This is a genomic window from Candidatus Deianiraea vastatrix, from assembly GCF_007993655.1.
Classification (GTDB): Bacteria; Pseudomonadota; Alphaproteobacteria; order Rickettsiales; family Deianiraeaceae; genus Deianiraea; species Deianiraea vastatrix.
In genome coordinates, this window is record NZ_CP029077.1 from 128,446 (window position 1) to 152,603 (window position 24,158).

Consider the following 24,158-nt stretch of genomic DNA (forward strand, 5'->3'; position numbering starts at 1 on the left):
ATAAATATTATGATTATAAAAGCATCAATATTTTTAATTGCTATATATATTACTAGATTTACGCCAAAATTTGGGGTATATATAATTTATAAACTTGGAAGCTTTTATATTAAATTTGGTCAATTTCTTTCAATGCGTGGAGATTTAATTGGTAGCAAAAGAGCGTGTAGTTTATCACTTTTGCAATACAGTGTTCAAAGTAACCAAGATTACATTGACATTGTGAAAAATTTACCAAATGCACTATTGCAAGATTTAGAAAAAATAGATGAAAAACCAGTCAACTCCGCATCTATTGCTCTTGTTTATAAGGCAAAATTAAAAAATGGCAATTATATTGCTATAAAAGTGGTAAAAAAGAGTGCAAAAATTGAAATTAGTAGAGATTGTAAAAAAATGACCTTTTTACTCAATTTCCTTGCAAAAATCAAAGCATTTAAAAGATTTAATTTTTACCAGATTGCATCGGATATATCAGCTGCTTTGCATTGCGAGCTTGATATGGAAAATGAATTATGCAATATCAATCATTTTAGGTATAAAAATGCCGATAGATACAATATTTCTTCGCCATATGTTTATGCAAAATACAGCAATAAAGATGTTCTTGTTATGTCTTGGATTGATGGCATGACTATACTTGATATTATAAATGATGTCAATTTTTCAAGTGCTTTAAAAATTAAAATTGCTAAAGACATTATTAATGCACATCTAGACCAAGTTTATATTGATAATTATTTTCATGGCGATTTACACGCAAGCAATGTTATGGTTTTAAATGATAATAAGCTTTGTTTTATTGATTTTGGATGCTATTATAAAATTTCTCGTAGTGATGCGGACGCTTTATTTGAAATTATTAGATCGTTTTTAAAAAAAGATTATATTACACTTGCAAAAATACATAGCAATATTGCCTGGATTACTCCAAGTGTTGATATTTATCAATTTGCCGATGAATGTAGAAAAATAGGGGATATATATTTTAATAATGCCTCAATTTCTATAGGTGAAGTATTTACATCCCTGCTGTTTGTATCGAAAAAATTTGGAATGGAATTGCAGCCACAATTAATTTTACTGCAAAAAACAATGGCCATGATAGAAGGCATGGTGCTTGATCTTGCCCCTGATTATAACATTCTATTACTTGCAAGCGAGAAAATTGATGAAATATATCTTAAAATATTTTCCGAAAAATTAATTACAAAAATATCATCATATATTAAATATTTACGCAACAAAGTTATGGAATATTTTTAAAGAAAAATAAATTTTCTCTTGAAAAGTAATTTTTTCTAAGTACTGTAAAATAGAGTTTTTTTTTGCGATGTTTGTATTTCTAAAATTTCTAGTTCTTTCTTTACTTTTAGTTTCATGCGGTGGAAGGAATTTCTTATTTAATTTAAAGAAAGACAAGTCACAAAATAACCAAATTGGCAGAGTGAAGGATACAGATGGCAAAGATCTTGTAAGTGTAGAAAAAGAAAAGCAAGTTGCAACGGATGAATTAAATCAATCTGCAAACCAAAGTGAACTTGAAAATATGTATGACAAAATGCTAGATGGGCAAAAAATGAAAGGTAAAAACATTTATAAAATAGCATTTTTGGCACCGCTATCTGGGCCAAATAAAACAATCGGTCAGTCTACGCTTGACGGTATAAAAATGGCTATGCTTGATAGTGGGTCAAATAATATTAATCTTTTTCCATTTGACACAGCAGCCCTTGATATGAAAGTCATTGCAGAAAAAATTAAAAGTGAGAATGTTGATGTTGTTTTAGGCCCTATATTTTCACAAGATGTTGAAGATTTAGTAAATAGTTTTATTAAAATCTCTGCACCAATTATAACATTTTCAAATAATGCAGCTTTAACAAAATACAATAGTATCGAGATATTTGGCGTTTCCCCGATAGATAAAATTAAAGTTGCGATAGACTATGCAAGGCAAAATGGCAGACAAAATTTTGCAGCATTAATCAAAAGTGATGCAGGATCTATAGGTATTCAAAAAGCAATAACATCTGAAGTAAAATCTACAAAATCTGCACTTTTATCAATTGGCTTTTACGATGATAGCCAAACACGCATTTCGTCTTCAATAAATACAATTTTAAAAAGCAGATCTGTAACCTTCAATATCGCAAAAGATGGCACTCCTTATTTAATGAATATAAAAGATTTGCAAAAAATGGAAAAAAGTGGGCAAAAGCCACAAAATCAGGAAATTCGCAATCTAGATGTAATTATTACCGATGCAGGTGGTCAGTTTCTTGACACATTGCTAAGTGAGATGGACTCCGCTGGTATGTTAAAAAAAGATATTATGATAATTTCAATATCGGATAGTGTTGAAGTTGGAGTTTTAAATCATGATGTTAAATTTATTACATACGACAAAGAAAGATTTAATGTTTTTGAGAAATTTTATAAAGAGACATATAGCACAAAGCCAACAACGTTTTCAGCCCTTGGTTATGACGCAACTGGAGTTTTGCTAACATTATTTGCAAATAATAACTTTTCCTATGACGCATTACATGATAAAGCCGGCTTTATTGGTGTCAGTGGGGAATTTAGATTTGGAAAAAATCATATTGTAGAAAGAAAATACTGCATATATGGTATATCAAATAACGCCATATCTAAGATAAGATAATTTGCGGATAATATTAATTGATTAGATTCTTTCCGAATTTGACAACTATTCAGTATTACTTTGCTTTTTATCTTGATGTTATAATATAGGTTTTAATTTTCACCACCAAGTTTTTTTGGAGTTCCCATAACATGTGCACCGCTGTCAACATGAATATTTTCACCAGTTATTCCAGTTGAAAGATCTGAAATCAAGAATACCCCAGTTCCACCAACATCTTCTTGCGAAACATTTCTGCAAAGTGGCGTATTTTGCTCGTTATAATTTAGCATTGATCTAAAATCACCAATTCCAGATGCAGCTAAAGTCTTTATTGGTCCTGCAGAAATTGCATTTACTCTTATATTTTGTGCGCCCAAATCTGCTGCTAAATATTTAACACTGCATTCAAGAGCAGCCTTTGCAACACCCATAATATTGTAATTTGGTATTACCTTTTCCGCACCATAATATGTCATAGTCAGCATACTTCCTCCGTTTTTCATAAGTTTTGAGCCAGCTTTTGCAACCGCTATAAAGGAATAGCACGAAATATCCATAGACATTGCGAAATTTTTACGGCTTGTATTCGTTATTCCGCCACGAAGCTCATCTTTATCTGAAAATGCAATACCGTGAACAATAAAATCTAAATTTTCCCATTTTTGCTCAAGTTTTGCAAACAAAGCATCGATTGATTCATCATTTTGTACATCACATTCATAAACCTCATCTTTTGCCCCAACTGACTCGGCAAGCGGAACTACACGTTTTTGCAAGACCTCGCCTTGATACGAAAATGCAAGCTGCGCACCATGTTTATGTGCAAGCTGTGCTATACCCCATGCAATAGATTTGTCATTTGCAACACCCATTATAAGACCTTTTTTACCTTGTAATAACATATTTTTTTATCAAATTGTATACCATCGTGTCTTTAGAAAAATTATTTGCAAGTGTTATTTTAATCACGCAAAATATTGACTGAAATGAGGCTATATTAATAAGCCCTATTTTTCATACTCATCTGCCTTTATTGTGATTATTGTTATGCTTTGGTGTTTGTTGCCGCCACATATCTTTGATATTGCAAGTTTCTTCAATTTGCGCTTTGTTTCCATCTTTTTGATATTTATTAACTTTGTAATACTCCAATTCTTCTTTTGTTGGCTGTTGAATTTCCAATTTTGCTTGCTTTTCTTGTGCTTGTTGAATTTGTTTAAGTATTTCTATGGTCTTTTTCATATCTGCCAATATTAGATCTACGCTCTACATATACTCGACACAGTCTGGGTTATTGCGCATTGATTTTTCATCAAAACCTTCTAATAATGCATAACCCATCATATTAGCATGCTTTTCAATATGCATAGTATTTTCAGACCTACTACCATCATTATACATAGCTATTTTTTCGAAATAGATATCCTTCTTTTTTTTAAATGAATTTACACATTGTTATATAGACTCAAGACTTGGCATATTGAAGTATCCTTCTTCATAATTTTGCAAAGCATGCGTCAGTTCGTGCAAGACGGTTTCTAGAAGACTGGCAATACCAGTTAATTCATTTTTATTAACGATAATTTCTTTACTCTCAAGATGAAAGAATCCGCCTGTATCCTCTTTAGTGTAATCATCACATTCTTGTTTATTACATAATCTTATTTCTTTTGTAAATTCGATAGCATGTTGTACGGTATCTGGAAACTTTGAACAAAGAAGGGCATTCAAACCGTTTATATCATAGTGCTTAGGATTCAAGCTCCTTAGTGACTGTGTTTTAGAGTCTAATGAATTAAAACATTTCTGGATCTTGGCTAATTCATCTTTAGGAATTTCAATATCATCATTATCTCCACCGCTTAATCCTTTATAAGCTGCATATGACGCGGCAGCTCCAACAACTCCAAGAAATGCTAAATATCTATTAAATCTACTCCTTTTGTTATTCACGGGAGCATTGCTTTGCCCAGCTACCGCCTTATTATCGCTTTGATTTTGCTTGTTTCTTTTGTTCATATAAAAAATAAAATACAACTATAAGTTAATTATTTAAAAATTAATGTCAAGAAAAAGATATTTGAGAAATAAAAATTTATTGTAACGCCTTTTCCACTTTTAGGCTCACTCTTCAAAAAATAATTTTAGAAAAGTTTCATTGACGATGCGTGGATTTTGTAAATTTTCTATGCATTTTAGTGTATTACTATCTATTTCCATTTGATGAAATAAATTCTTTGCCTCGATATTTTCAACCATTAAAAGCGATAAATAGACTTTTCTCAAAGCTGATGGTACTTTATTTAAAATATCTATATTTTTGGTCTCGATAATATTTTTAACAAATTTGATTGATGTATTCTCTGCAATTTTATTCGATAAATATTCTAAAATCTCAGCTGATAAAAATATTTCAGGCTCCAATATCTTTAAATAATCGCAAATTGCATCAATCACTTGGGTAAAAAGAGTTTTGTCATTTGCCCAGCCATTAATTTTATACCCCAAAATACCCAAAAAATGCCCAGCTTCTTCTATGTTTTTTCGTGATAATGAATGTTGATTTAGAAAGCATTTTTTTATAAATTCATGCTTTTTATATTCCAATTTATTCGGCAATAAAGTCAAATTACCAATTTTTGCATTTTTTAAAGACATTATTGACAATATTGATGGGTCATTTTTCCTATCTGTCGCTATTGTACTATGGCATAAGATATTTTCAATTTTCGGATATTCTTTTTTTAAATTTTCTACTATTTTTTCATATGCCGCAATTTGTTTATCAGATATTATATGGTGATTTGGCGTTAAAAATTCTATGCCAATTGAAATCGGATTTAGGCTATTTATTGTTTCAATTCCATAGCCATGTATTCCTATATTATTTAGCTTTCCAAAAAAACTATTACCTGCATGAAATGCGCACAGTTCAATTGGCACAAGCAGAAAAATTTTACCATCTACATCTATTATAAAATGTGCACTTACGCCATATTCATGATATACAAGTACTGCTTTTTCTACACTTTCCAGGCTCGTGGTATGTATAACTATCGTTGATATTTGCAAATCTAAAATCTGATGCGTTTTTTCTTCCGTGATATTATACTTTACATCGCGCTGCTTAAAGACTTTAACTTTTGGATTTACATGACTTATGCCGTAATTTATTTTTTCAATATTTGCACTATTTAACATCAAATAATCAAGACAGATGGCATTTATATCGGATATTGTAGAGTATGTTTTTTTGAAAGTATCCAGTATATGAATATTATTATTCATATTTCTATTTACCTCGTTGAGCTGCTTTTTGTATAACTGGTTTTACCGAAGTGTTTTGATTTGATTTTATATTTGGCATTGTTTTAATTTTTGTAGTTTTGCGATCTTGTCCGCTTTGATTGCTTTGTGCTTTAGTAATATCTGCGGCATTATCTTTAGATTTTTGACGATTTTCTTTTTCTTGCTTCATTTTTTGAAAAGGTGAAACAGATAAAACACTAATTTTTTGAGTCATAAAAATACCTTATTTCGATATAAATATATTTAAATATTAATAAAAATCAAGTATTATTTTTAATATCAGTTAATTTTTACACAATAAAGGTCATGATACACATTTTCTTTGGATCTTCTTCCCTGGAATCTTTATATTTTCTACTTAAAATAGTAGCTGATGTATCAGTGCATCCATTGCCATTTGTATCATTTTCACTTACAACTCTGCCAGAGCTTGGCTTGCCATCATCTATTTTTATATCTATATCCTCTGCGTAATTTGGAGATAAAGCTCCGCTTCCAAAAAATAAACTATTCGTATTTGCAACATCTATATCACATGATGCCATAGTTCCTGAATAAGATGAAAGATTTGATAAAATCAGCCTTATTTTTCCATCAAAATTATTATAGATAGATGAATCGTAAATAATGCTATTTTTTGGGCTAAGAAGCTCTGTTATGCCAGAAAAATCTCGCCCAATCATCCATCCTATTTCACGGCTATAGCTTGACCCTGGTATCATTGAATTTCTTAGTGTAAATAAATTCTCAGATGCACTTGACGGACATCCGCCACTTGTTTGTATTGTTTTTGTTAAATCAATTTGACTCGTTATAAATTCAAGTTTTGCCATTTGTTGAAATGCAATAATGGATTTCATGCCAGATATATGACCGGTGGCAGGCTTGCATTTTGTTAAACCTGGGCAATTATCTTTTACATTATTCAGATTATATAAGATTGTAGAGCTAGACAAGCTTGCTTGCATACCGGTTGAGTTTAAATCACCAGGATAATAACCTCGTAATTGATAAAATCCGATAATTCCAGAGGAAAAATGTTTCATTTCCGATATTATCCTCGCTACATTTGCAGCTTTCAGTAGTCTCTGACCAGCAAGAAGACTTATGTATGTCATGGATACAACAACAGAGATAACAATAATTAATTCTACCATTGTAAATCCACGCTTTTTAGATCTTTTCATTTATAAAATTAAGCGTAAAATATTTAATCCAAGATATTGTAAATAGTAAAGATGATGTTATTGCGACAATGCATATTATTGAAATCAGAAGAATTAATATCTTTTTTGATCTAATGTAATCATTCGCAATTGTAGTTATGCCAATAAAACCATGAAAAATTCCAGAATTTACAAAGATTAAAAAGAAAGTGGAAAATATAGCTGATTTAATTGCACTATTTAAGTCGAATTTAAGAATATAAAATATACAAGCAATAGAAGATATTAAGAGAAATAGTCCACTGATTCGTTGATTTATCCAATGAGATAGATAAGACATACAACCTAATTACGACTTTTTGATTCTATATTCTTTACAATTTTTACTGTTACACCTATCCCATTTGGTATATTGATATCTTTAATGTGTTGCATCGTATTTTCGCCATCTGTTGTAATATAAATTGCTCTTGTATGAGTGTTTAAATATAAAACTTCTCTGGACTTCTTATCAATATGAGGAGATCTATTTAATACATATCTTTTGTGCTTTGTTGGAAGTGGAATTGGACCATTTACAATACCCCCAGATTGAAACACAACTGATAAAATTTCTCCAACACATTTATCCAAAAGATCGCTATCAAATGCAGAAACTTTTACTTTCATTACTATCATACTTCTATAAATTAATTACTTTCTTTGCTCTTTTTATTTTTTTGTGGATTAAAAAACTCACTTACCACAGCTTTCAGCTCTGAAGTTTTGTGCGCAAGTCTTGCAACTCTATCTGTTGGTCTTGCTCCAATTTTAAACCAATATAAAAATCTTTCTGAGTCTAGGCTTAATCTTTTTCCGGTGTCTGGTAGTGTTGGATGATAATATCCTATATTTTCTATGAATTTACCATCTCTAGGTGAGGTTGAGTTTGCAACTACAATTCTGTAACAAGGCTGGCTTTTTTTACCACCTCTTGATAATCTAATTTTTAATGACATATAAAATATAAAATACTACAACCTTCTTGAATAATACGAAATAATCAAGTTGCTATCAATTCCTTTGAATGGGAACGGAATTTCTTTAAAACCAGGCTCTCTTGCAAGAGAAACTGAATATTTATCTTTATCTACAACTATATAGTCAGGTGATTGGGTAATTGGGTTAGTGATTGATGAATTCAAGTTTTCATTTGATCTATAAGGTTCAACAATTTCAACAACATCGCCGACTTTTACATTGTAGCCACGAAGATTAATTCTTTTACCATTAACCTTCACTTTGCCGTGTAAAACCATTTGACCGGCGGCAAAGATACTTTTTGCAAAATTGGCTCTATACAATAGAGTTGCAAGGCGTGATTCAAGAAGCAAAGCAATATTATCTATTGTATTACCTTTCATTTTTTTCGCTCTTTTCATTAGATTAAACATAGTCTTTTCCATAAGTCCGTAGTGATAGCGAACATACTGCTTTTCTAAGAGCTGTTTACCAAAAACAGATCTCTTTGTCATCCCAGATGGACCATGCTGACCTTTGCGATAATTTTTTTTACCCATGTCGCCATGCCATACTTCTCTACCAACTTTTCTTGAATAAGAGCCGTTACTTTTCATTCTTAATTTACAAAAGACACTTTAAACTTAACCTCAGTAAAAACATAAAAAAATATTTGTCAAGATTTTACTTGCAAAAAAAAATAATATTTTTCTAAATACCAAAAAAAGATACAAAAATGTTTATTACAATTGAGGGAATTGACGGATGTGGCAAGACATCGCAAAGCATTCTCGTAAATGACTTACTGAAAAAAAATGGCAAAAAAACTTTTCTTACATCAGAGCCAAGATGCTCCGGTTTTATTCCATGGGCTGAAAATGTTCTTGATATAATTATTAATCAAGATATAGATGTTAAAACGCAATTGATACTGCTAAATGCTATTAGATATGAGCACTTGCAAAAGATAATACTTCCAAAAATAAAAGATGGAAATATAGTTATATGTGATAGATTTATTCACTCAACTATAGCTTATCAACACTATGGCTTTGGAGGTGATTTAGACCTTATACTCGATTTGCACAATAAATTGCATAATAATATTATGCCAGATGTTGTATATTTTTTAGACCTAGATGTACAGGAAGCAAAAAAAAGGATTTCAAGCCGCGGAGATGAGTCTCGTTTTGATAAAATGTCTAATGAAATTTTTAATAAAATGAGAAATGGATTTTTAACAATGAAAAATGATTCATTTGTAATAATAGATGCATCAAAAAGTAAAGATGAAATTGCAAACATAATATTTAATGACATTTTACAAAGATTAAAATAAAAAATGCTTCCATAAAATAAAACCTTTTACTTGAACATAGCAAATTTTGATTTATATGTTCAAAAATATCACTTTCCCATTAAATATAGCAAAAAATTCATCTGGAGGACCTCAATTTGCAACAAAAATTAACCAAACTATCTCTGGAGTTGAATACAGAACCAGTATTTTACAATATCCAAAAATAAAATACAATATATCAACCGGCATTAACTCAAAAGAAGATATTGATGCAATATCTGCATTTTTTAGGCTTTGCATGGGGCAAAAATATTCATTTCGTTTTCGCGATTTCGTTGATTTCTCTGCGCAAAATCAGAAAATTGCAATTGGAGATGGAATTTTAGACTCATTCCAAATTATTAAAAGCTATATTATAGATGACGAATATATTGAAAGGAAAATTACAAAACCATTAAGCGTTATTATATATATAGATAATAAAGTATGTGATAAATCTCTATATGATGTTGATTTTACAACTGGTATTATTAAATTTAAAGTCAAACCTGCGTCTGGGCAAGTAATTACAGCAGATTTTGTATTTGATATTGAAATGCGTTTTGATACAGATTTCCTAAATATCATGCTTTACACCAATACATCATATCAATTAAAAGATGTTAATTTAATAGAGGTTTTATAAAATTATGATACAAAATAATGAAATTCTTGATGCTATAAAAAATATGAAATCAATATACTTTATTGCCGAAATTATAAGTGATGATGGAAATTATATATTTACAAATCAAAGTGAAAAAATTATAATTAACAACAAAGAATGCGGTAGTGGTTTGCATGATTTTACAATAAATTTTAAAAATATTGGTCAAAAAAATATCAATACAATAACGATTTTTGCCCCATCAGAAGAAATTATATCTATTATATCCGCAAGGCCAAACAAGGTTCAAATTTCCGTATGTTTTGAAAACAATAATGAGGTTTTATTTTCTGGATTTATTATAAAGGTAAATACAATATCTGCAAATCAAATTGATATATTTTTTACAGACATATCTTCAAATATTGATAACGCAATTGGAGATTTTTTTTCTCCAGTGTGCACATCTGATTTTGGTGATGAAAGATGTAAAAAAGATCTATCTGAAAACACATTTATTGCAAGTGTTATTGATGTAATAAATGTAAATAAAATTGTAACTAATATTGAAAAACAAGATGATTTTTTTCTTGGTGGATATTTACAGATTGCAAACAATCAGAAACAATTTAAAACAAGAATTATTAGCCATAAAACAAATACAATTTCTGTATTATCGGCATATAATTTTAATATAGGCGATACAATTAATTTAATTCAGCCATGCGAAAAAACAGTTAGTGCATGTAAAAAATTTAATAATATAATTAATTTTAGAGGCTATCCTTTTATTAAAAATAATTAACACATTAGGCACTTTGATCTTCTATTACTGAAGTTTGACAAAGTGATAATAAATTTTGATAAGCGCTATTGTGTGGGTTTTTATCATCTGTTTCGAGTGCTTTTTGGCAAAAAAATATCGCTTCATATGTAAAACCTTCATTGTGATATTCTCTGGCTATGTCAAAATATTTATTAGCAAGATCGACATGATATACAAAATGTGCATCTGAGGTTAACTTTATCAAAGATTCATAAATTGACACAAAATCTGCATAATTTTTAGCATTAAATGCAATATCGGCATGTTGATATAATATATTTATTTCTATTTTCTTTAAATCTTTATATTGTGTATTTTCGTTAGTGTGATGGTAAAAAGTGAAATTTTCGACATTATTAATTTTTGGATATGGGTCATATTTTATAAAATTTGATACATATTTATTATCGTAATTTACATTTCGCAGTTTAAAAGACTCACGAAAATCGGCATATGAGGCATCTTTATTCCCAAATAAATACTCCATAAACCCTCTGCAGTAATGACTATCGGCATTTTCCTTGTAAATATTAATTGATTTTGTAAAAAATTTATATGCATTTTCCAGCATATTTAGTTTTAAATATCCGCACCCAAGATTATAGTATTCATATGATGCTTGATAGTGAAATTCGCAGTGTGGCTTTGCAAACTCTAGGACATCGTTTTTTAAATCTTTAATTTTCTGACTAATTTTAATCATAAAATGAAATAACTTTTCAGTTATTAAAAAAATTACAATAATAGTCAAGGTTATTTTTTAATATTTTACGCAGATTGTAATGCTTATTTTGTTATATTTTCCAAAAACTTGATTAATGTATCAATGTTTTTATACGATAGACAAATATCTTCGTTTGATTTATTTTGTTGGTTTTGAGAAAATGAAATTTTTATATCAAATTTTTGCATAATTTCTTGTTGCAGAGATTTCAACTTTAATAAATCTTCTTGACTATGATTGATTTTAGCCTTTTCATTATTATTGCTTTCGTTATCAAGTTTTTTGATAAAAGACTCAAGTTGTCTTACTGTTAGCGCTTTTTGATGGCACAGCTTTAGTAATTTAAAGACATCGTCTCTTCCGGCAATAACTTTAATAATCCCGTATGATATATTGTTTTTCTCGATAAAATCTTTAATTTCGCCATCAAGATTTGATATTCTAAGCATATTTGCAACATGGCTTCTATGTTTTCCAAGTTGTTTTGCAATTTCATTTTGAGTCAGTGAAAATTCATTTTGAAGCCGCAAGAACGACTCAGCTTCTTCTATTAAACTTAAATTGCTTCTTTGTATATTTTCTATAATACTTGCAACAAATGCCTTATCTTCGCTTAAGTTTTTTACAATAGCTGGAATCTTTTGCATGTTAAGTAACTTTGCAGCTCGCAAACGCCTTTCGCCAGCGATAACTTCATATTCATTATCATTAATTTTTCTAACAAGTATTGGCTGTAATATGCCATTTTCTCGAATTGATTCCGCAAGATTCATTATTTCCTCAGTGTCAAAAGTCTTTCTTGGCTGCTTTGCATTAACTTGAATATATGATACATCAATTTCAATATTTCCTGTTGGCGTTTGTCCAATTTTTTGCATTCCAAATAAACTGTCAAGACCCATGCCAAGTTTTTGATTTGTTGTATTCATAGCTTTTATATCACAATGCCATTTCTTTGAACAAATTCTTTGGCTAAATTGATATACGCAATTGAACCAGGGCAAGCAATATCGTACATCATTACTGGAAGACCGTATGATGGAGCCTCTGAAATCCTTATATTTCTTGGAATTACGGTTTTATATACCGCTTCTCCAAATACCTTTCTTACTTCAATTTCCACCTCTTCGGTCAAATTATTTCGTTTATCGTACATCGTAAGTAATACGCCTTCAATTTCAAGATCTTGGTTGCCATCTATATTTTGTATTACAGTTTCGTACGTTTTAATTAAATGACTCAAGCCTTCGAGAGCAAAAAACTCGCATTGCACTGGTATTAAAATTGAATTTGATGCATATAAAGCATTAATTGTAAGCATTCCAAGAGATGGCGGGCAGTCTATTAGTATAATGTCATAGTCGTTGTGAATATTTTTCAATATTTCTTTGAGTAAATTTCTTTGTCCAGATAGTTCAACTTCGGCTGCTGCAAGCTCTACAGCAGATGGAATTATATCAAGATTTGATATTCCGCTATGGTGTATAGCATCTTTGATTTCAACATTTTTTGAAAATACATTATATATAGTTGAAGATCTTTTGTTTTGCGGTATTCCAACGCCAGTTGATGCATTTCCTTGTGGATCTAGATCGATAATTAAAGTTTTTTGCCCTATTGCGGCAAGCGATGTCGCTAAATTAACAACGGTTGTGGTTTTTCCAACCCCACCCTTTTGATTTATTACCGAAACAATCTTTTTTGGCATTTTTAAACATCAAAACTTTCCTCTAATCAATATCCAGTTTAAAGTTTTTAAAAATCAAGATTTTTTTTATATTTCTAATCTAGTTTTATTTAATATGGTTAAAAAAATGCTTGCTTTTTGTATTTGTATTAATTATAGAAATTAAAATTGTTTTAACAAGTAAGTAAATTTATGCGATTTATTGTATCATTACTGCTACTTTGCTCATGTGTTGCACCAGCTGGTGGTTATTATGGAAGTGCTGGTGGAATGATGTCAACTGGCGGTTGTATTGCAAATCCTTATATGTTCAATCTTGACCCTCAAGCATGGCAAACATGGGAAAGGGCAAATTATTATGTCAGTTGCACCAGATATTCAGTTGGATATTAAAAGTTTAGTGCGTAATTCCAGTACTTTGTTGTTTGGGAGGAAAGTTATCGTCCGCAGTCTTGTATTTTTTTGATGGATCAATTTTAATATTTCCGCTTTCCAATATCTGTTTAAGTTTCTTATCTAATCCATCATTACTGAGTGGCTCTATTTTCTTTTTGATACTTTCATTATTTTGTTTTTCCGGCATACTTTGAGTTTCTGGATTTTTTGCAACTTTTTTATCACTGTTTGTACCCAATTCATCATTAATGTCGTCTAAGTTGTTTTGCCGTTTATTTAACTGTGTTTCAGTTCTCGGTCTTATCTCAGTAGTTTTCGTTAAATCTGGTTCAAGATTTGATTTATTGTTTGGATTTTGTTTTATACCAATGTTAAAATCGTCACTATGTTTTGCTACTGGATTACTTTTTCGAGCAAAATTATCTTTTGTAGTTGTGGCTTTTTCTTTGGATATAATCTTTTCAGCACTCTTCACTGGTTGCTCTATGTCTTTTACATCTTGACCACGAAACTTCTTTTCATTTAGTGTATTCATTGTTTTGTCTAATTTGTTCAAATATTCTTGTTTTAATACCTCGCCTTTTTTAAGAAGTTCCTCCGGTGACATCTTTACATTTTGATTTTCAATGCCATTTTTTCTAGGTGCAACAGATGTCATTGGTGTATTGCTGACAAGTGCCTTAGTATTTTCAGTTGGAACTATACCTGTATATGTTTGACCATTAACTTTTATTTTCATTGCTGTATGACCATCCGGAACTTTAGATCCTTCTTGTAAGAATTTCATATTATTAATCATTTGCTCAAGATTATCAGCTTTTGGTTTGCCTTTTGCTTTAACGTCTTGGTTTTTAAGGCCAAGTGTTGCTTGATTCATTTTTGCAAGCATTGCCTCTTGCAGCTTTTTAGTTTGATCTGGGGGAAGAAAATCTTTTTCTAAATCTACTTTTTTTGTTGGCTCTGGTTCATATTCATTTCTATCTGACACATTTGCAAACGCCTTTCTTGCTTCAAGGGCTGATTTATTTTCCTTTTTTTTTGGACTGAAAAAATCTTTTATACCTTGATATTTCTCCTTGGCCCAATTTTTTATACCATCAAATATACTAGGCTCTGGAATTCCATTTTTCCTTCTCAACTCTTTTGCTTTCTCTTCTGCCTTTCTTTTTGCTTCAATTTCTTGAAGATGCTTTCGTCTTTGTTCATGAAAAAGCTGTATCTGATCCCAAACCGTCATTCGTTTTGGCTGTTCTAGCTGTTCTGGCTGCGGTTCTTGATTTTGATACTTATCTATGCCGCCACCAAATTTGCCGAAAGCTTCCGCTGCCTCGTTTACCTTATTTTTTTGTTCATCTTTGCCTTGCTGGATACCATCGTCAAAAGTGATTTCAATATTTTGCGCTTCAAGAGATTCACCTTTTCCATCTAATTTATCTTGCGGTGGAGTGGGTTGATTTTCATTTTGCTGTTCTGGATTGATTTCTTGATCTTTGTTTTCATCGTCAAAAAGAATTAATGGCGGATCTTGTTGTTGCTGAAGCTCTTGTTGACGATTATCAATCTGTTGTTGAAATTGCTGTGTTATATTATTATTTTGCAAGTCTGGAGATTGATTAATGGCATCTTGTAACGATTGCAGATCTTGTGCATTCATAGTTTGCAATACATTCGTCATAGACTGAGCAATGCCATTTTTTGCCTTGGCTATTTCCTGCTCTATTTTCATTGCATCTGCATTATTTTGCTTTACATAGTCTTGTAAATTTGGAATAGTTGACTGCAATTTATTTAGCTCTGTAATTGCTGTTTTTCTATCTTGTGCAATTGTATTGAGATTTTTATCAATGTCGGATAATTGCTGCAGTATGTTGGGGATATTCTGATTATCAATACCTTGCTTTGCAATTTCTTGAGTTGCTGTTAATTGTGCATTATATTGCTGCATTACACCTTCCATTTTACCTGTAAGGCTTGTTTTAAGTTTATTTGCTTGAACTACTCCAAAATCTTGTTTCTCTCGAACATCAATTGACTTGTTTTGATTATTATCTTGTGGATTTTGTCCAAGTTCATTTAATTTCTCTCTATCATCTTGAGCTTTTTTCTTTGCCTCTTCAAGTTCGATTTTTAGTTGATTTAATTTATCTATTTCATCAATTCCGCTTTGTCGTAGTTTGTTAAAATCCTCAGCTGATATACCATCTTGCTCCATTTGGTTTTCTATAACTTGCAGCTGAGCCTCAATGGCTTGTCCATCTTGTAATTTTTTATCTATAACAGATTCATTTTGTTGTAAAGACGATTCCAAATTTGATATTTGGTTTTGTCTTTGTTCTTCTTTTTGTTTTTGCTCTGCTACTTGGCGTTCATTTTCCAGCCTTGCCTGTTCCTCTTTTTCTTGTTTTTCCTGCAATAATTTATTAAAAGATGCCTCTTTTTCTTTAAGAATACTGTCTAATTCGCTTGTTTTCGGCTGTTGATTGTTAGTATTGCTTTTCTTTGGTATTTGATTTGATTTAGGCTCATTTGGTATTTCATTATTTTGCTGATCGGGTGGAGCAACTTGCTCTCCATTTTTTACCTTTAAATCTGATATTTTGGCATTTAATAAATCTTTTTTCTTTTGTATCTCTTCTTGTTTTTGAGTAAATTCTTGTTCTTTTGTTAAATATACATTTTTATTATCAGCACCCTTTTGTTTTAATTCTTCAATGTCTTTCTTAAATTTATCAAATTCTTCTTGCGTTGAAACTTCTCTATTTTTTAAGCCTGTTCTCTCTTGTATAAATGTATTTTTATTATCTGTATATGTCTTGGTGTTATTATTATGCTCTAATTTATTTGCAGCTTCTTCTTGATTTAATTTTTGCAATTCATCTTCTAGTTTGCTAATGTCGCCTTTATTTACCTGCTTTTCTTTTGTTACATTTGAAATCTCCTGTGCACTTTGTTCTAAACCTTGCCTTTGCTTATCAAGCTCTACTTTTTTTTGATTTAACTCAGATGCTCTACTCTCGCAATCCTTAATAAAAGTTTGTTGTTTCTGTGTATTTAGTTTACTTGTCTGATTTTCGATCTGAAGTTTTCCAATATTGTTCTGCAATTTCATTTCCTCTAATGATATACTATTGGTACCAGCAGCGTTACGATATCTATCATCATTTGTTAAATCACCAGCCTTTGATAATACACCAAGATTGTTTTGTTTTTCGTTATTAGCATCCTTAATTGCCTTTATTGCCTTTTGCATTTCATCTATCGAGGCTACATTGTCTGATATACGCTGATTTGTATCTTGTGTAAATTTCTTTGACTCTGCAACTAAATCGTTAATCTTTGCTAAATCTTGCTCAATACTTGCTTTATTTTGATCAATTTCATTTAATGAAGCTTGAATTGCTTGTGACTGCTTTTTTAATTCATCTTCACTCATCTGTGTACTTGGCTTAATGCCAGATGGATCTTGCACTTCATAGTTCCGAGTTGGTGGCAATGATTGGCGCGGTGGGCTTAAAGGTTTTTGTTGTGTAAATCCATCATTTTTGTTTTTTGCATTTTCTTCGCTTTGTTTTATTCTATCAAGTATTTGATTTGCACGATTAACTGTTTTGTTAGCGCCATCTATAGCCTTCTGTATTGCAACTAGCTCAGGCGATGGATCTCTGATTTTTTGTATTTCTTGTTCTAGTGCGTTATTTTGTTGTATTGCATGATTTTTTTTAGCCTGATGAAAAATTGCCTGTGTCATTTTTAATCCCGCCTCTTTTTCAGGCGGTGTAGAAAATTGATCTTGTGTAAATAAAAGATTACTGTTGTCAATTTTTATAATACCGCTATCTGTAAATGAAATTTTTTCAGGCGAAGATATCCCTTGCTCTAATTGCTTCATGAATTTATCCTTACCTCCGATAAAAGATTTTGGAATTACCTGCAATATATTCTTGTTTGTTGAATATTGCGATACTTGTTTCACCGTTGCGTCATTTGGTCTATCGCTAATAAATTTGTCAGTTGCATCAATAGTGCTTTTATTCTTTTGCATTTTTTTCTCAATTTCATTAACTATATTTTGCTCATCTTCGGTAAGCATTTTTTTAGGATATTCTTTTTCCATCTGTATCATTCGTGCCAAAGTTGCTGTTTCAAGCTCCTTTTGTACGTTTTGAAGATTATTACTCTGAGTGGAATTGCTTGGTGATTGATTTACAAAATTATTTTGCTTTGGTTGTTTTTGTTTCTGTGCGCCTGTATTATTAATATCTAATCTTTGAACCTGATTTATATCTATTGAATTTGATGAGTTTTGAGATTGGGAACTTTGAGGTCTTGAGGCTTGAGGTTGTTTAGGATTGTTGTTCTGTGTATTTAGATTATAACCTTGAGCTTGTAGCTTTTGATTAAGCTCTCTTGCAGTTTTAATTTGTTGTGGTTCTTGTGCTTCAGTGCCATTTATAAAATTATTAAACTGTGTTCTAGCACTATTTTGATCCTGCTGTCCTGGAATTGGCTGTTGTGAATTTTGCTTGTTATTTTGCTTTACAATTGACTGTGGTATTTGTTGTGCACCATCTCTTTGTGTATATTGATCTTGATTTTCTAGCAAATTTTCATCTCCTGATTGCAAGCCTTTATTTTCTTCAGTTTTGACACGCATCTTAATCTGTTGGTTTGCAACGGTTGCAAGGCCACGATCGGTAAATTGCTCTAAGGCATCTTCGTATATATCTAGACCCAAAGGATTTTGATCCATTTTACCAAAACAAACACAACACCAATAATAAGGTATATATTTTTTAAAATCAACCTTTTTCTACAAAATGCGGAAATAATGATAATTATGCCTATTTTTTTGACTTAAAGCTATAATTATTGGTTGTTTTCTTCTATAAAAAATGCTTTATAATAAATGGTTTTCTAAAAAATGAATTTACAATAGCAAGATCAATTCGATAATCAAAATCCTTATATCTTTTTGATTTTGAAATGAAATTTTGACACGACTTAGCAAGCCTCTGTCTTTGATGAAAACTTATCGAATTTGCTATTACATCTATATCAAGCTTTAAACCAAGTCTTGTTTTTACTTCGCAGAAAATTATCATTTTATCTTTACGAAATATCAAATCCATCTCACCAATTTTAGATTGATAGCGAAAATATAATAATCTATGAAAAGTAATAAAGTAAAACATTATAACAAAAATTTCTCCAAACAAACCTTTTAAATGTTGTTTATTAAACAGAGATGTTTTTATCATTATGCAATAGAATATATGCAACTCCAATAGCAACAAAACTAATTATCAAGTAAAATATATTTCATATAATATCATTAACCACCCACGCTTCAGCCGCCAGATTTATTACCACCACCACTCCCACTTTTACTAGAATTGTAATTTGCCCATCCAGCCTTTCCTTTGTTCCACATAGTTTCTGATAAATTTCTAGCATTCTTTGCTGCAAATGCAAGTGCACCAGTAGTTTTACTCATGACGCCAGATATACTCATTGCATCATTGATATTGCCAACACCACCCTTCAAAGACAAATCAGCTCCGCCAAACATTTTAATCATAATTGACTCAGTTTTGCTTGCAAAATCAAGCGATATAACAACAACTAAAAGCATTTTTACACTCTTAATGAAGAAAATATACTGTAATTCTGGGCCGGTTGCTGTTGTGATAATCATTGTTGTTACAACTGCTGTAATTGCCATATACATACCAACGCCTGGGAAAAGCATCATTCCAAAGAACCACATTGGATTAACTGTTGTGCTTGCAAATGCAAGCAAAAGAAGGCATGCGTATGGCAAAGATTCAATGTCTGCCATTGTTACATCATAATTTGGATCTGGTTTATAGCAATCGTAATTATATGTACCATCTACATTAAATAGCTTTTCATATCCATAATCACCTGGCATTCCATACATTGCCGTATCCATAAGTGTTGTGCCTATGTATATTGTTAAAAATGACGCACACGATGATGTTATACTTGATATTAATGTATCAAGCCATTTTTTATAAACATCTGCTGTAAAAGAAAATAACGCAAGTGGCATTGTAATTGGTGAAACATAAACACATATATAGGCTGTTGAAATTCCAACAATAAAATTTTGTGCAACTTTAAGGCATATAACAAAAACTCCAAATGCTGAACACAAAGCTGCTATTGCAGTAAAACACCCCGATGGACCTTGAAAGAATACCATCCACGCAATTCTAAAAACCCCAGGCAAGCCATCAATCATCCCCATGAAATACTTTTCTATTTTGCAATCAAGCTCATCAAATCTACCAAGATAAGATAAATCCAGCTGTGCACCTGTGTCTTTTTGAGAAACTATTGGATATCCTCTTGTTAAATTATTGATATTCTTTCTACTTTGATCTGTTAAATCTTTGATTTTTTCCATTTCGACCCTTTTTGAAAATGCTCCAGGTATATTTTGCAGACTAAATGGAAGCGATAGTGATCCACTTGAATCTGCTATATAATAAGCTGTAAAGACAACACCTGATGCATCTGTTGGTACTATCGTTGTTTTTTTTGTTACAAGGTCTTGAAAAGAAAGATTTGAACCAGTTGATATATTTGAAAATGCAGATTTATTGAGAATATATCCCATTGCTTCTAAATCACTTAAATGATAACCAGGCGCTGTATATGTTGGCCCGCTTGTTGCTGTTGGATTGCAGAGCATATACTCTCTACCATTTCGTTTGGTAAAAGTTGCATAATAAGGGGTATTTATATTTCCTGAAGTTGATGCATCTTGTTTATTATCATTCCAGTATAATAAATCTCCATTTTGATTTGTGCAGCGCACTGGCATATAGCTACTTTGAATGCCATTATTTTGGAGTCTTTGAATTAATTGAGATGGTAATTCGATTGGTAAAAATGGATAATTGTAAGATGGGGTAGGTAGATACGGGCCTCTTCTGCAAAAAAATCTATCATAAGATTTGCCGTCTGGGCCAATACTTGGCATTATAACTATTCTTCCGCTGCCTTGTAAATTAGTGCATAAATTATCCAAATATAACTTAGTATCATTTGGTAAATTTGTACCACCGATTCCCTTAATATATTTTACCGAATCTGGTAATTTAATTATTGTGTTAAAGTCTGAATAATTGTAACCTTGAGGTGCAAAAGCAAAGACTGGTTCTGAAATTGGAAAATATTTGGCTTGATACGAGCATCCATCACGACTATCTTTTCTTGTGACTTCTTCGACCATATCCATTGCAGCATTAGTTGCCATTGTAATTGTTCTTATGCCGATATATTTCCATCCATCATTTAAGCTAAATGCTACAACAATAATGAATATCCAGTGATTTTGAATAAAATCTTTTGCTTTAACTTCTCCTGCGGCAAATAATATTTTTGCGGCAGAAAAGCTTATATATATTAGAAATATCATTAATACCGTTGCCTTCATTGCATCGTGTAGTCGTGTAAATAATGTTTGGGCATCGCTGGATGACATTCCACTTGTTGCTATATTGTCTCTTTCATTTTTAGCTGTATTTATAGCCTCACTAATTGCATTGCCTGTTGCACCAACGCCATTTATAAAAGGGGTCATATTTGATGCAGATGGCACAGTGGCATTGATAAATGGGTCATCTGGTATTTTTTGTAAACTTGATTTATATAGATCGTAATTTTTCAATGTTGCAGTTAACTGGTGGGAAGATGGATTGCTTTTTAATGCTTTAATAATTCCAATAATATCCATTGATGGAAATGTAACTAAATCTGAAGGCTGTGCTGAAATAAAATTCCATACACTGCTATATATTCCATTTAGCACAATAATATCATCACCGAGTGAGTCCATTTTTTTAATATTATCATCGCTTAGTGATGCAAGTGTTGTAATTGGTGTTATTCTTTTTTGTAGAAAATTAAAAAATGTCTCAGTTATACATTGTGCAATTTTTGCTGTAAAATGTATCTGTCCAAGATTTTTTGTATCTCCATCTTGATAGCAAGCTCTTGAAACAATGGGATTACTATTTATGTTAAATGCAAATGAGTCACCAGATTTTATCATTCTGCAATGTTTCAGAAAATTTGGACTATCGTTTTCAATGACGATATTTCCACTTGAGTCATAATAAAGGCTTTCATTGGATGCTTTTACTGTTGGCTCTGTATCTGAGCCGTCGTCAATTGGGTGTCTACATGGGCATGTTGAGGAAGTGCGAAGGCAAAGTAATTGAGAGTCGCCTTTGTAAGCATAAGCACAAAACTGAACATCCCCAATCCACATACATTCATTTTTTCGAATCCAAATGTAATTATCATTTTTTTTATCATGAACGCAAAGCTTTCCATATGTATCATTGATATTATCTTGTGTTACAACTGGAAGACCACTCTTTTTTAATATTGAGGCTATGGAAGAATCTCTATAAGCCATGGGAAAGTAGTTATTTTTATTGCTATCAACGTCATCTTTGCATATTTCTGCACGATTCTTGGCACCATTTGAGGCTGCATTTAATATCCCAACATACGCCATAGCTGCACCTATTGCTGCGCCGGTACCTGCAAGCTCTGCAGTTGCATTAATTAATGACATTTCAAATTGAGTTGGTGGCGCTCCACCAAACTTTAATGAATATGCAAATATAAGTCCTACGCGTGCACCAAATCTTGCAGCTTCATATGCAGCAGCAGTTGTTATTGCAAGACCCATAGTATTTGCAAAGCATGCATAAGCCTCTTCCGGGGGGCCTGCAAATCCCATTACTGGTTTTACAAGGGCTCCAAAATCAATAGGGCAATTTTTTTTATAGTCATCATCTGCATCTTGTAATGCCATATTTGCAAAAGTCATCCCAATTAATGCAGCACCTGCACCAGAGAAAGCTTTTTTTGTTTCAAAATTTACAATAAGTATAGAAAGTAACAAAATTGTAAATATTCGTTTCATGACTAAAATATGTATTGCTGTTTGAAATTAAGATTATGATAAAATAATAATCAACTTTTTTATGAAAAAAATATTGATATTTAAAAAAACTACTATAAACAAAAATATATGCACCCGTAGCTCAACTGGATAGAGCATCTGACTACGGATCAGAAGGTTTGGGGTTCGAATCCCTACGGGTGCACCAGTTTGAAAAACCTTTTCCGAACGAGGTTTTTTGAGTGGTTTGAATAGCTTTTTTTAAGTACAAAATAATACATTTTCAAGCCCAGCAGCCCATTTTCAGACTAGTTGAAAAGGAAGGAATGTCAATTTAAATACATTCAAATCTCCAAACTGGACGCCCGTTTCCTCGTTTCCAACACTAAAGGAAAAGAAACAAGGAAACTAAAAAAACTAACCAAAATCAACTTCAACATTATAGCAATAATGTTTAACTTCACTTAAATTTTTAACTCCAAGTATTTTAGCAACTTCGGATTCCGTCTTTCCACTTGAAAGTAAAGAATCAATTACTTTTCGCATTTCATCTTTAATAAATTTACATTTGTTTATAATTTTACTAAATTCGGATTTGCTTATTTGAAATTTGCTACAAATCTCTTTATTTTCAATTCCTTGAAGTTTTAGTTGCAAAATTTCTAAATTCCTCTTTTTCATTAGCTTCTCGTCTTCAGGAATATAATCTCCAATTATAGACCACCCATTTTCAGGATTAAAATTCATATTAATTGGATTTGCAAGATCTGGACTCATGTGTCTGTGTTTTGTGAACATTAACTTAATATTGCCTTTTTGATTTGGAATTTCAGAAAGGTTTATAATAGTGTCAACAACATCCTCCATTCTTGAGCTTCCACGAAGAGTTTTAGCATCTCCTTCACTTTTTTTGCCCTCGTGGCCAACGAAAATGATTGATTTATCATTCTTTCTCATAAGAAGTGCCCATTCGATGATTTTATGGCAATCTTTTGCATCATTTTCATTTCCGCTTCTTCTAATACTTGAAAGATTATCCATAATAATTAAATCAACATTAAGATTATTAATTGTATTGGTTAAAATCTCTCTGTGCCTATCATTATCAATATTTAACATCTCGGTACAGTTTTTGTCAAAAAGAGCGTGATTAAAAAGCTCTATATTTTTCATTCCGTTTGGAATGTTGAGTCTATTGTGAACTACTTCAAATCTCTGCTTAATTGCCGCAATCTGGGTTTCAAGATCAAGGTATAAAACTTTTCTTGATTTGCTTGCAGACCAGTTAAGAAATCCTATTCCATTTGCTACTGCATATGCAATTTCTATGCAAAAATGTGTTTTTCCAATTCCTCTTTTTGCAAAAATCAAACCCATTCCTCCAACAGGAAGTATTGGATCAATTATATTTTGCAGTGGCGGTATATCCATTTGTAATAACCTCTCACCATTTACAACAGGAAGTGCGTTATTTATTAAGTATTTATCCATATTCATATAAAAAAGTA

At 31.3% G+C, this 24,158-nt stretch carries 23 protein-coding genes and 1 tRNA gene; 7 read left to right on the top strand and 17 right to left on the bottom strand.

Annotation, left to right across the window (positions count from 1 at the left end; genetic code table 11):
- Positions 1-9: 9 nt before the first annotated feature.
- A complete protein-coding gene (locus tag deia_RS00540; RefSeq protein ID WP_146820230.1) occupies positions 10-1,266 on the top strand; it encodes an ABC1 kinase family protein in 1,257 nt (418 codons plus the stop codon).
- A gap of 67 nt (positions 1,267-1,333) precedes the next feature.
- Entirely contained in the window at positions 1,334-2,668 is a 1,335-nt protein-coding gene (locus deia_RS00545; protein WP_146820231.1) for a penicillin-binding protein activator, read from the top strand.
- 92 nt (positions 2,669-2,760) lie between these two features.
- On the opposite strand, the gene deia_RS00550 is transcribed toward deia_RS00545, so the two are convergent.
- From deia_RS00550 to rpsD, 10 genes are all read right to left on the bottom strand, one after another.
- A complete protein-coding gene (locus deia_RS00550) occupies positions 2,761-3,552 on the bottom strand; it encodes an enoyl-ACP reductase FabI (protein WP_146820232.1) in 792 nt (263 codons plus the stop codon).
- Positions 3,553-3,670: 118 nt separating this feature from the next.
- Complete coding sequence (locus deia_RS00555; protein WP_146820233.1) at positions 3,671-3,892, bottom strand: hypothetical protein; 222 nt, start codon at positions 3,890-3,892, stop codon at positions 3,671-3,673.
- A 213-nt stretch (positions 3,893-4,105) separates the two neighbouring features.
- Entirely contained in the window at positions 4,106-4,669 is a 564-nt protein-coding gene (locus tag deia_RS00560; RefSeq protein ID WP_146820234.1) for a hypothetical protein, read from the bottom strand.
- 105 nt (positions 4,670-4,774) lie between these two features.
- Positions 4,775-5,938, bottom strand: coding sequence for an N-acetylmuramoyl-L-alanine amidase (locus deia_RS00565; RefSeq protein ID WP_146820235.1), 1,164 nt, complete (start codon positions 5,936-5,938; stop codon positions 4,775-4,777).
- 4 nt (positions 5,939-5,942) lie between these two features.
- A complete protein-coding gene (locus deia_RS00570) occupies positions 5,943-6,173 on the bottom strand; it encodes a hypothetical protein (RefSeq protein ID WP_146820236.1) in 231 nt (76 codons plus the stop codon).
- Positions 6,174-6,249: 76 nt separating this feature from the next.
- On the bottom strand, positions 6,250-7,146 hold the full coding sequence (locus tag deia_RS00575) for a type II secretion system protein (RefSeq protein ID WP_146820237.1): 897 nt from the start codon (positions 7,144-7,146) through the stop codon (positions 6,250-6,252).
- A complete protein-coding gene (gene sdhD, locus deia_RS05955) occupies positions 7,133-7,465 on the bottom strand; it encodes a succinate dehydrogenase, hydrophobic membrane anchor protein (protein WP_146820238.1) in 333 nt (110 codons plus the stop codon). The genes deia_RS00575 and sdhD overlap by 14 nt, the downstream gene beginning before the upstream one ends.
- A 5-nt stretch (positions 7,466-7,470) precedes the next feature.
- Positions 7,471-7,803 carry a 30S ribosomal protein S10 gene (gene rpsJ, locus deia_RS00585; RefSeq protein ID WP_146820239.1) on the bottom strand — a complete coding sequence of 111 codons (333 nt, stop codon included), beginning with the start codon at positions 7,801-7,803 and terminating at the stop codon, positions 7,471-7,473.
- An 11-nt stretch (positions 7,804-7,814) separates the two neighbouring features.
- On the bottom strand, positions 7,815-8,123 hold the full coding sequence (gene rpsP, locus deia_RS00590; protein ID WP_146820240.1) for a 30S ribosomal protein S16: 309 nt from the start codon (positions 8,121-8,123) through the stop codon (positions 7,815-7,817).
- Between the two features lie 15 nt (positions 8,124-8,138).
- On the bottom strand, positions 8,139-8,741 hold the full coding sequence (gene rpsD / locus deia_RS00595) for a 30S ribosomal protein S4 (RefSeq protein ID WP_146820241.1): 603 nt from the start codon (positions 8,739-8,741) through the stop codon (positions 8,139-8,141).
- 119 nt (positions 8,742-8,860) lie between these two features.
- Here rpsD and tmk point away from each other — a divergent pair, with 119 nt between their 5' ends.
- Genes tmk through deia_RS00610 form a run of 3 tightly spaced genes read left to right on the top strand, consistent with a single transcriptional unit; the run spans position 8,861 to position 10,875 of the window.
- Positions 8,861-9,463 carry a dTMP kinase gene (gene tmk, locus deia_RS00600; protein ID WP_146820242.1) on the top strand — a complete coding sequence of 201 codons (603 nt, stop codon included), beginning with the start codon at positions 8,861-8,863 and terminating at the stop codon, positions 9,461-9,463.
- A gap of 55 nt (positions 9,464-9,518) precedes the next feature.
- Positions 9,519-10,109 (top strand): DUF2460 domain-containing protein, encoded by a 591-nt coding sequence (locus deia_RS00605; protein ID WP_146820243.1) that lies wholly within the window; start codon positions 9,519-9,521, stop codon positions 10,107-10,109.
- A gap of 4 nt (positions 10,110-10,113) precedes the next feature.
- Positions 10,114-10,875 carry a phage BR0599 family protein gene (locus tag deia_RS00610; RefSeq protein ID WP_146820244.1) on the top strand — a complete coding sequence of 254 codons (762 nt, stop codon included), beginning with the start codon at positions 10,114-10,116 and terminating at the stop codon, positions 10,873-10,875.
- 4 nt (positions 10,876-10,879) lie between these two features.
- Here deia_RS00610 and deia_RS00615 read toward each other — a convergent pair whose 3' ends face one another.
- The 3 genes from deia_RS00615 to deia_RS00625 form a co-directional block, all read right to left on the bottom strand.
- Positions 10,880-11,599 carry a hypothetical protein gene (locus deia_RS00615; RefSeq protein WP_146820245.1) on the bottom strand — a complete coding sequence of 240 codons (720 nt, stop codon included), beginning with the start codon at positions 11,597-11,599 and terminating at the stop codon, positions 10,880-10,882.
- Between the two features lie 83 nt (positions 11,600-11,682).
- Positions 11,683-12,549, bottom strand: a complete 867-nt coding sequence (locus deia_RS00620; RefSeq protein ID WP_146820246.1) for a ParB/RepB/Spo0J family partition protein — start codon at positions 12,547-12,549, stop codon at positions 11,683-11,685.
- Positions 12,550-12,554: 5 nt separating this feature from the next.
- Positions 12,555-13,328 carry a ParA family protein gene (locus deia_RS00625; RefSeq protein WP_146820247.1) on the bottom strand — a complete coding sequence of 258 codons (774 nt, stop codon included), beginning with the start codon at positions 13,326-13,328 and terminating at the stop codon, positions 12,555-12,557.
- Positions 13,329-13,499: 171 nt separating this feature from the next.
- Between deia_RS00625 and deia_RS00630 the strand changes: the two genes are divergently transcribed.
- Entirely contained in the window at positions 13,500-13,700 is a 201-nt protein-coding gene (locus deia_RS00630; RefSeq protein WP_146820248.1) for a hypothetical protein, read from the top strand.
- A gap of 4 nt (positions 13,701-13,704) precedes the next feature.
- On the opposite strand, the gene deia_RS00635 is transcribed toward deia_RS00630, so the two are convergent.
- From deia_RS00635 to deia_RS00645, 3 genes are all read right to left on the bottom strand, one after another.
- Complete coding sequence (locus tag deia_RS00635; RefSeq protein ID WP_146820249.1) at positions 13,705-18,453, bottom strand: Smc domain-containing protein; 4,749 nt, start codon at positions 18,451-18,453, stop codon at positions 13,705-13,707.
- Positions 18,454-18,586: 133 nt separating this feature from the next.
- The gene (locus deia_RS00640) at positions 18,587-18,961 is read right to left on the bottom strand and encodes a YraN family protein (protein WP_146820250.1); all 375 of its coding nucleotides are present in this window, start codon (positions 18,959-18,961) and stop codon (positions 18,587-18,589) included.
- 89 nt (positions 18,962-19,050) lie between these two features.
- Complete coding sequence (locus tag deia_RS00645) at positions 19,051-22,671, bottom strand: type IV secretion system protein (protein WP_146820251.1); 3,621 nt, start codon at positions 22,669-22,671, stop codon at positions 19,051-19,053.
- A gap of 110 nt (positions 22,672-22,781) precedes the next feature.
- On the opposite strand from deia_RS00645, the gene deia_RS00650 reads away from it, so the two are divergent.
- Positions 22,782-22,858, top strand: a tRNA-Arg gene (locus tag deia_RS00650).
- A gap of 209 nt (positions 22,859-23,067) precedes the next feature.
- On the opposite strand, the gene deia_RS00655 is transcribed toward deia_RS00650, so the two are convergent.
- The gene (locus deia_RS00655) at positions 23,068-24,141 is read right to left on the bottom strand and encodes an AAA family ATPase (protein WP_161982757.1); all 1,074 of its coding nucleotides are present in this window, start codon (positions 24,139-24,141) and stop codon (positions 23,068-23,070) included.
- Between the last annotated feature and the right edge of the window lie 17 nt (positions 24,142-24,158).

Coding starts and splice junctions, on each gene's coding strand:
- deia_RS00640 (WP_146820250.1), bottom strand. CDS start 18,961: ATGATAAAAACATCTCTGTTTAATAAACAACATTTAAAAGGTTTGTTT.
- sdhD (WP_146820238.1), bottom strand. CDS start 7,465: ATGTCTTATCTATCTCATTGGATAAATCAACGAATCAGTGGACTATTT.
- deia_RS00610 (WP_146820244.1), top strand. CDS start 10,114: ATGATACAAAATAATGAAATTCTTGATGCTATAAAAAATATGAAATCA.
- rpsP (WP_146820240.1), bottom strand. CDS start 8,123: ATGTCATTAAAAATTAGATTATCAAGAGGTGGTAAAAAAAGCCAGCCT.
- deia_RS00630 (WP_146820248.1), top strand. CDS start 13,500: ATGCGATTTATTGTATCATTACTGCTACTTTGCTCATGTGTTGCACCA.
- rpsJ (WP_146820239.1), bottom strand. CDS start 7,803: ATGATAGTAATGAAAGTAAAAGTTTCTGCATTTGATAGCGATCTTTTG.
- deia_RS00625 (WP_146820247.1), bottom strand. CDS start 13,328: ATGCCAAAAAAGATTGTTTCGGTAATAAATCAAAAGGGTGGGGTTGGA.
- deia_RS00570 (WP_146820236.1), bottom strand. CDS start 6,173: ATGACTCAAAAAATTAGTGTTTTATCTGTTTCACCTTTTCAAAAAATG.
- deia_RS00550 (WP_146820232.1), bottom strand. CDS start 3,552: ATGTTATTACAAGGTAAAAAAGGTCTTATAATGGGTGTTGCAAATGAC.
- deia_RS00565 (WP_146820235.1), bottom strand. CDS start 5,938: ATGAATAATAATATTCATATACTGGATACTTTCAAAAAAACATACTCT.
- deia_RS00540 (WP_146820230.1), top strand. CDS start 10: ATGATTATAAAAGCATCAATATTTTTAATTGCTATATATATTACTAGA.
- deia_RS00560 (WP_146820234.1), bottom strand. CDS start 4,669: ATGAACAAAAGAAACAAGCAAAATCAAAGCGATAATAAGGCGGTAGCT.
- rpsD (WP_146820241.1), bottom strand. CDS start 8,741: ATGAAAAGTAACGGCTCTTATTCAAGAAAAGTTGGTAGAGAAGTATGG.
- deia_RS00605 (WP_146820243.1), top strand. CDS start 9,519: ATGTTCAAAAATATCACTTTCCCATTAAATATAGCAAAAAATTCATCT.
- deia_RS00645 (WP_146820251.1), bottom strand. CDS start 22,671: ATGAAACGAATATTTACAATTTTGTTACTTTCTATACTTATTGTAAAT.
- deia_RS00575 (WP_146820237.1), bottom strand. CDS start 7,146: ATGAAAAGATCTAAAAAGCGTGGATTTACAATGGTAGAATTAATTATT.
- deia_RS00635 (WP_146820249.1), bottom strand. CDS start 18,453: ATGGATCAAAATCCTTTGGGTCTAGATATATACGAAGATGCCTTAGAG.
- deia_RS00655 (WP_161982757.1), bottom strand. CDS start 24,141: ATGGATAAATACTTAATAAATAACGCACTTCCTGTTGTAAATGGTGAG.
- deia_RS00615 (WP_146820245.1), bottom strand. CDS start 11,599: ATGATTAAAATTAGTCAGAAAATTAAAGATTTAAAAAACGATGTCCTA.
- tmk (WP_146820242.1), top strand. CDS start 8,861: ATGTTTATTACAATTGAGGGAATTGACGGATGTGGCAAGACATCGCAA.
- deia_RS00545 (WP_146820231.1), top strand. CDS start 1,334: ATGTTTGTATTTCTAAAATTTCTAGTTCTTTCTTTACTTTTAGTTTCA.
- deia_RS00620 (WP_146820246.1), bottom strand. CDS start 12,549: ATGAATACAACAAATCAAAAACTTGGCATGGGTCTTGACAGTTTATTT.
- deia_RS00555 (WP_146820233.1), bottom strand. CDS start 3,892: ATGAAAAAGACCATAGAAATACTTAAACAAATTCAACAAGCACAAGAA.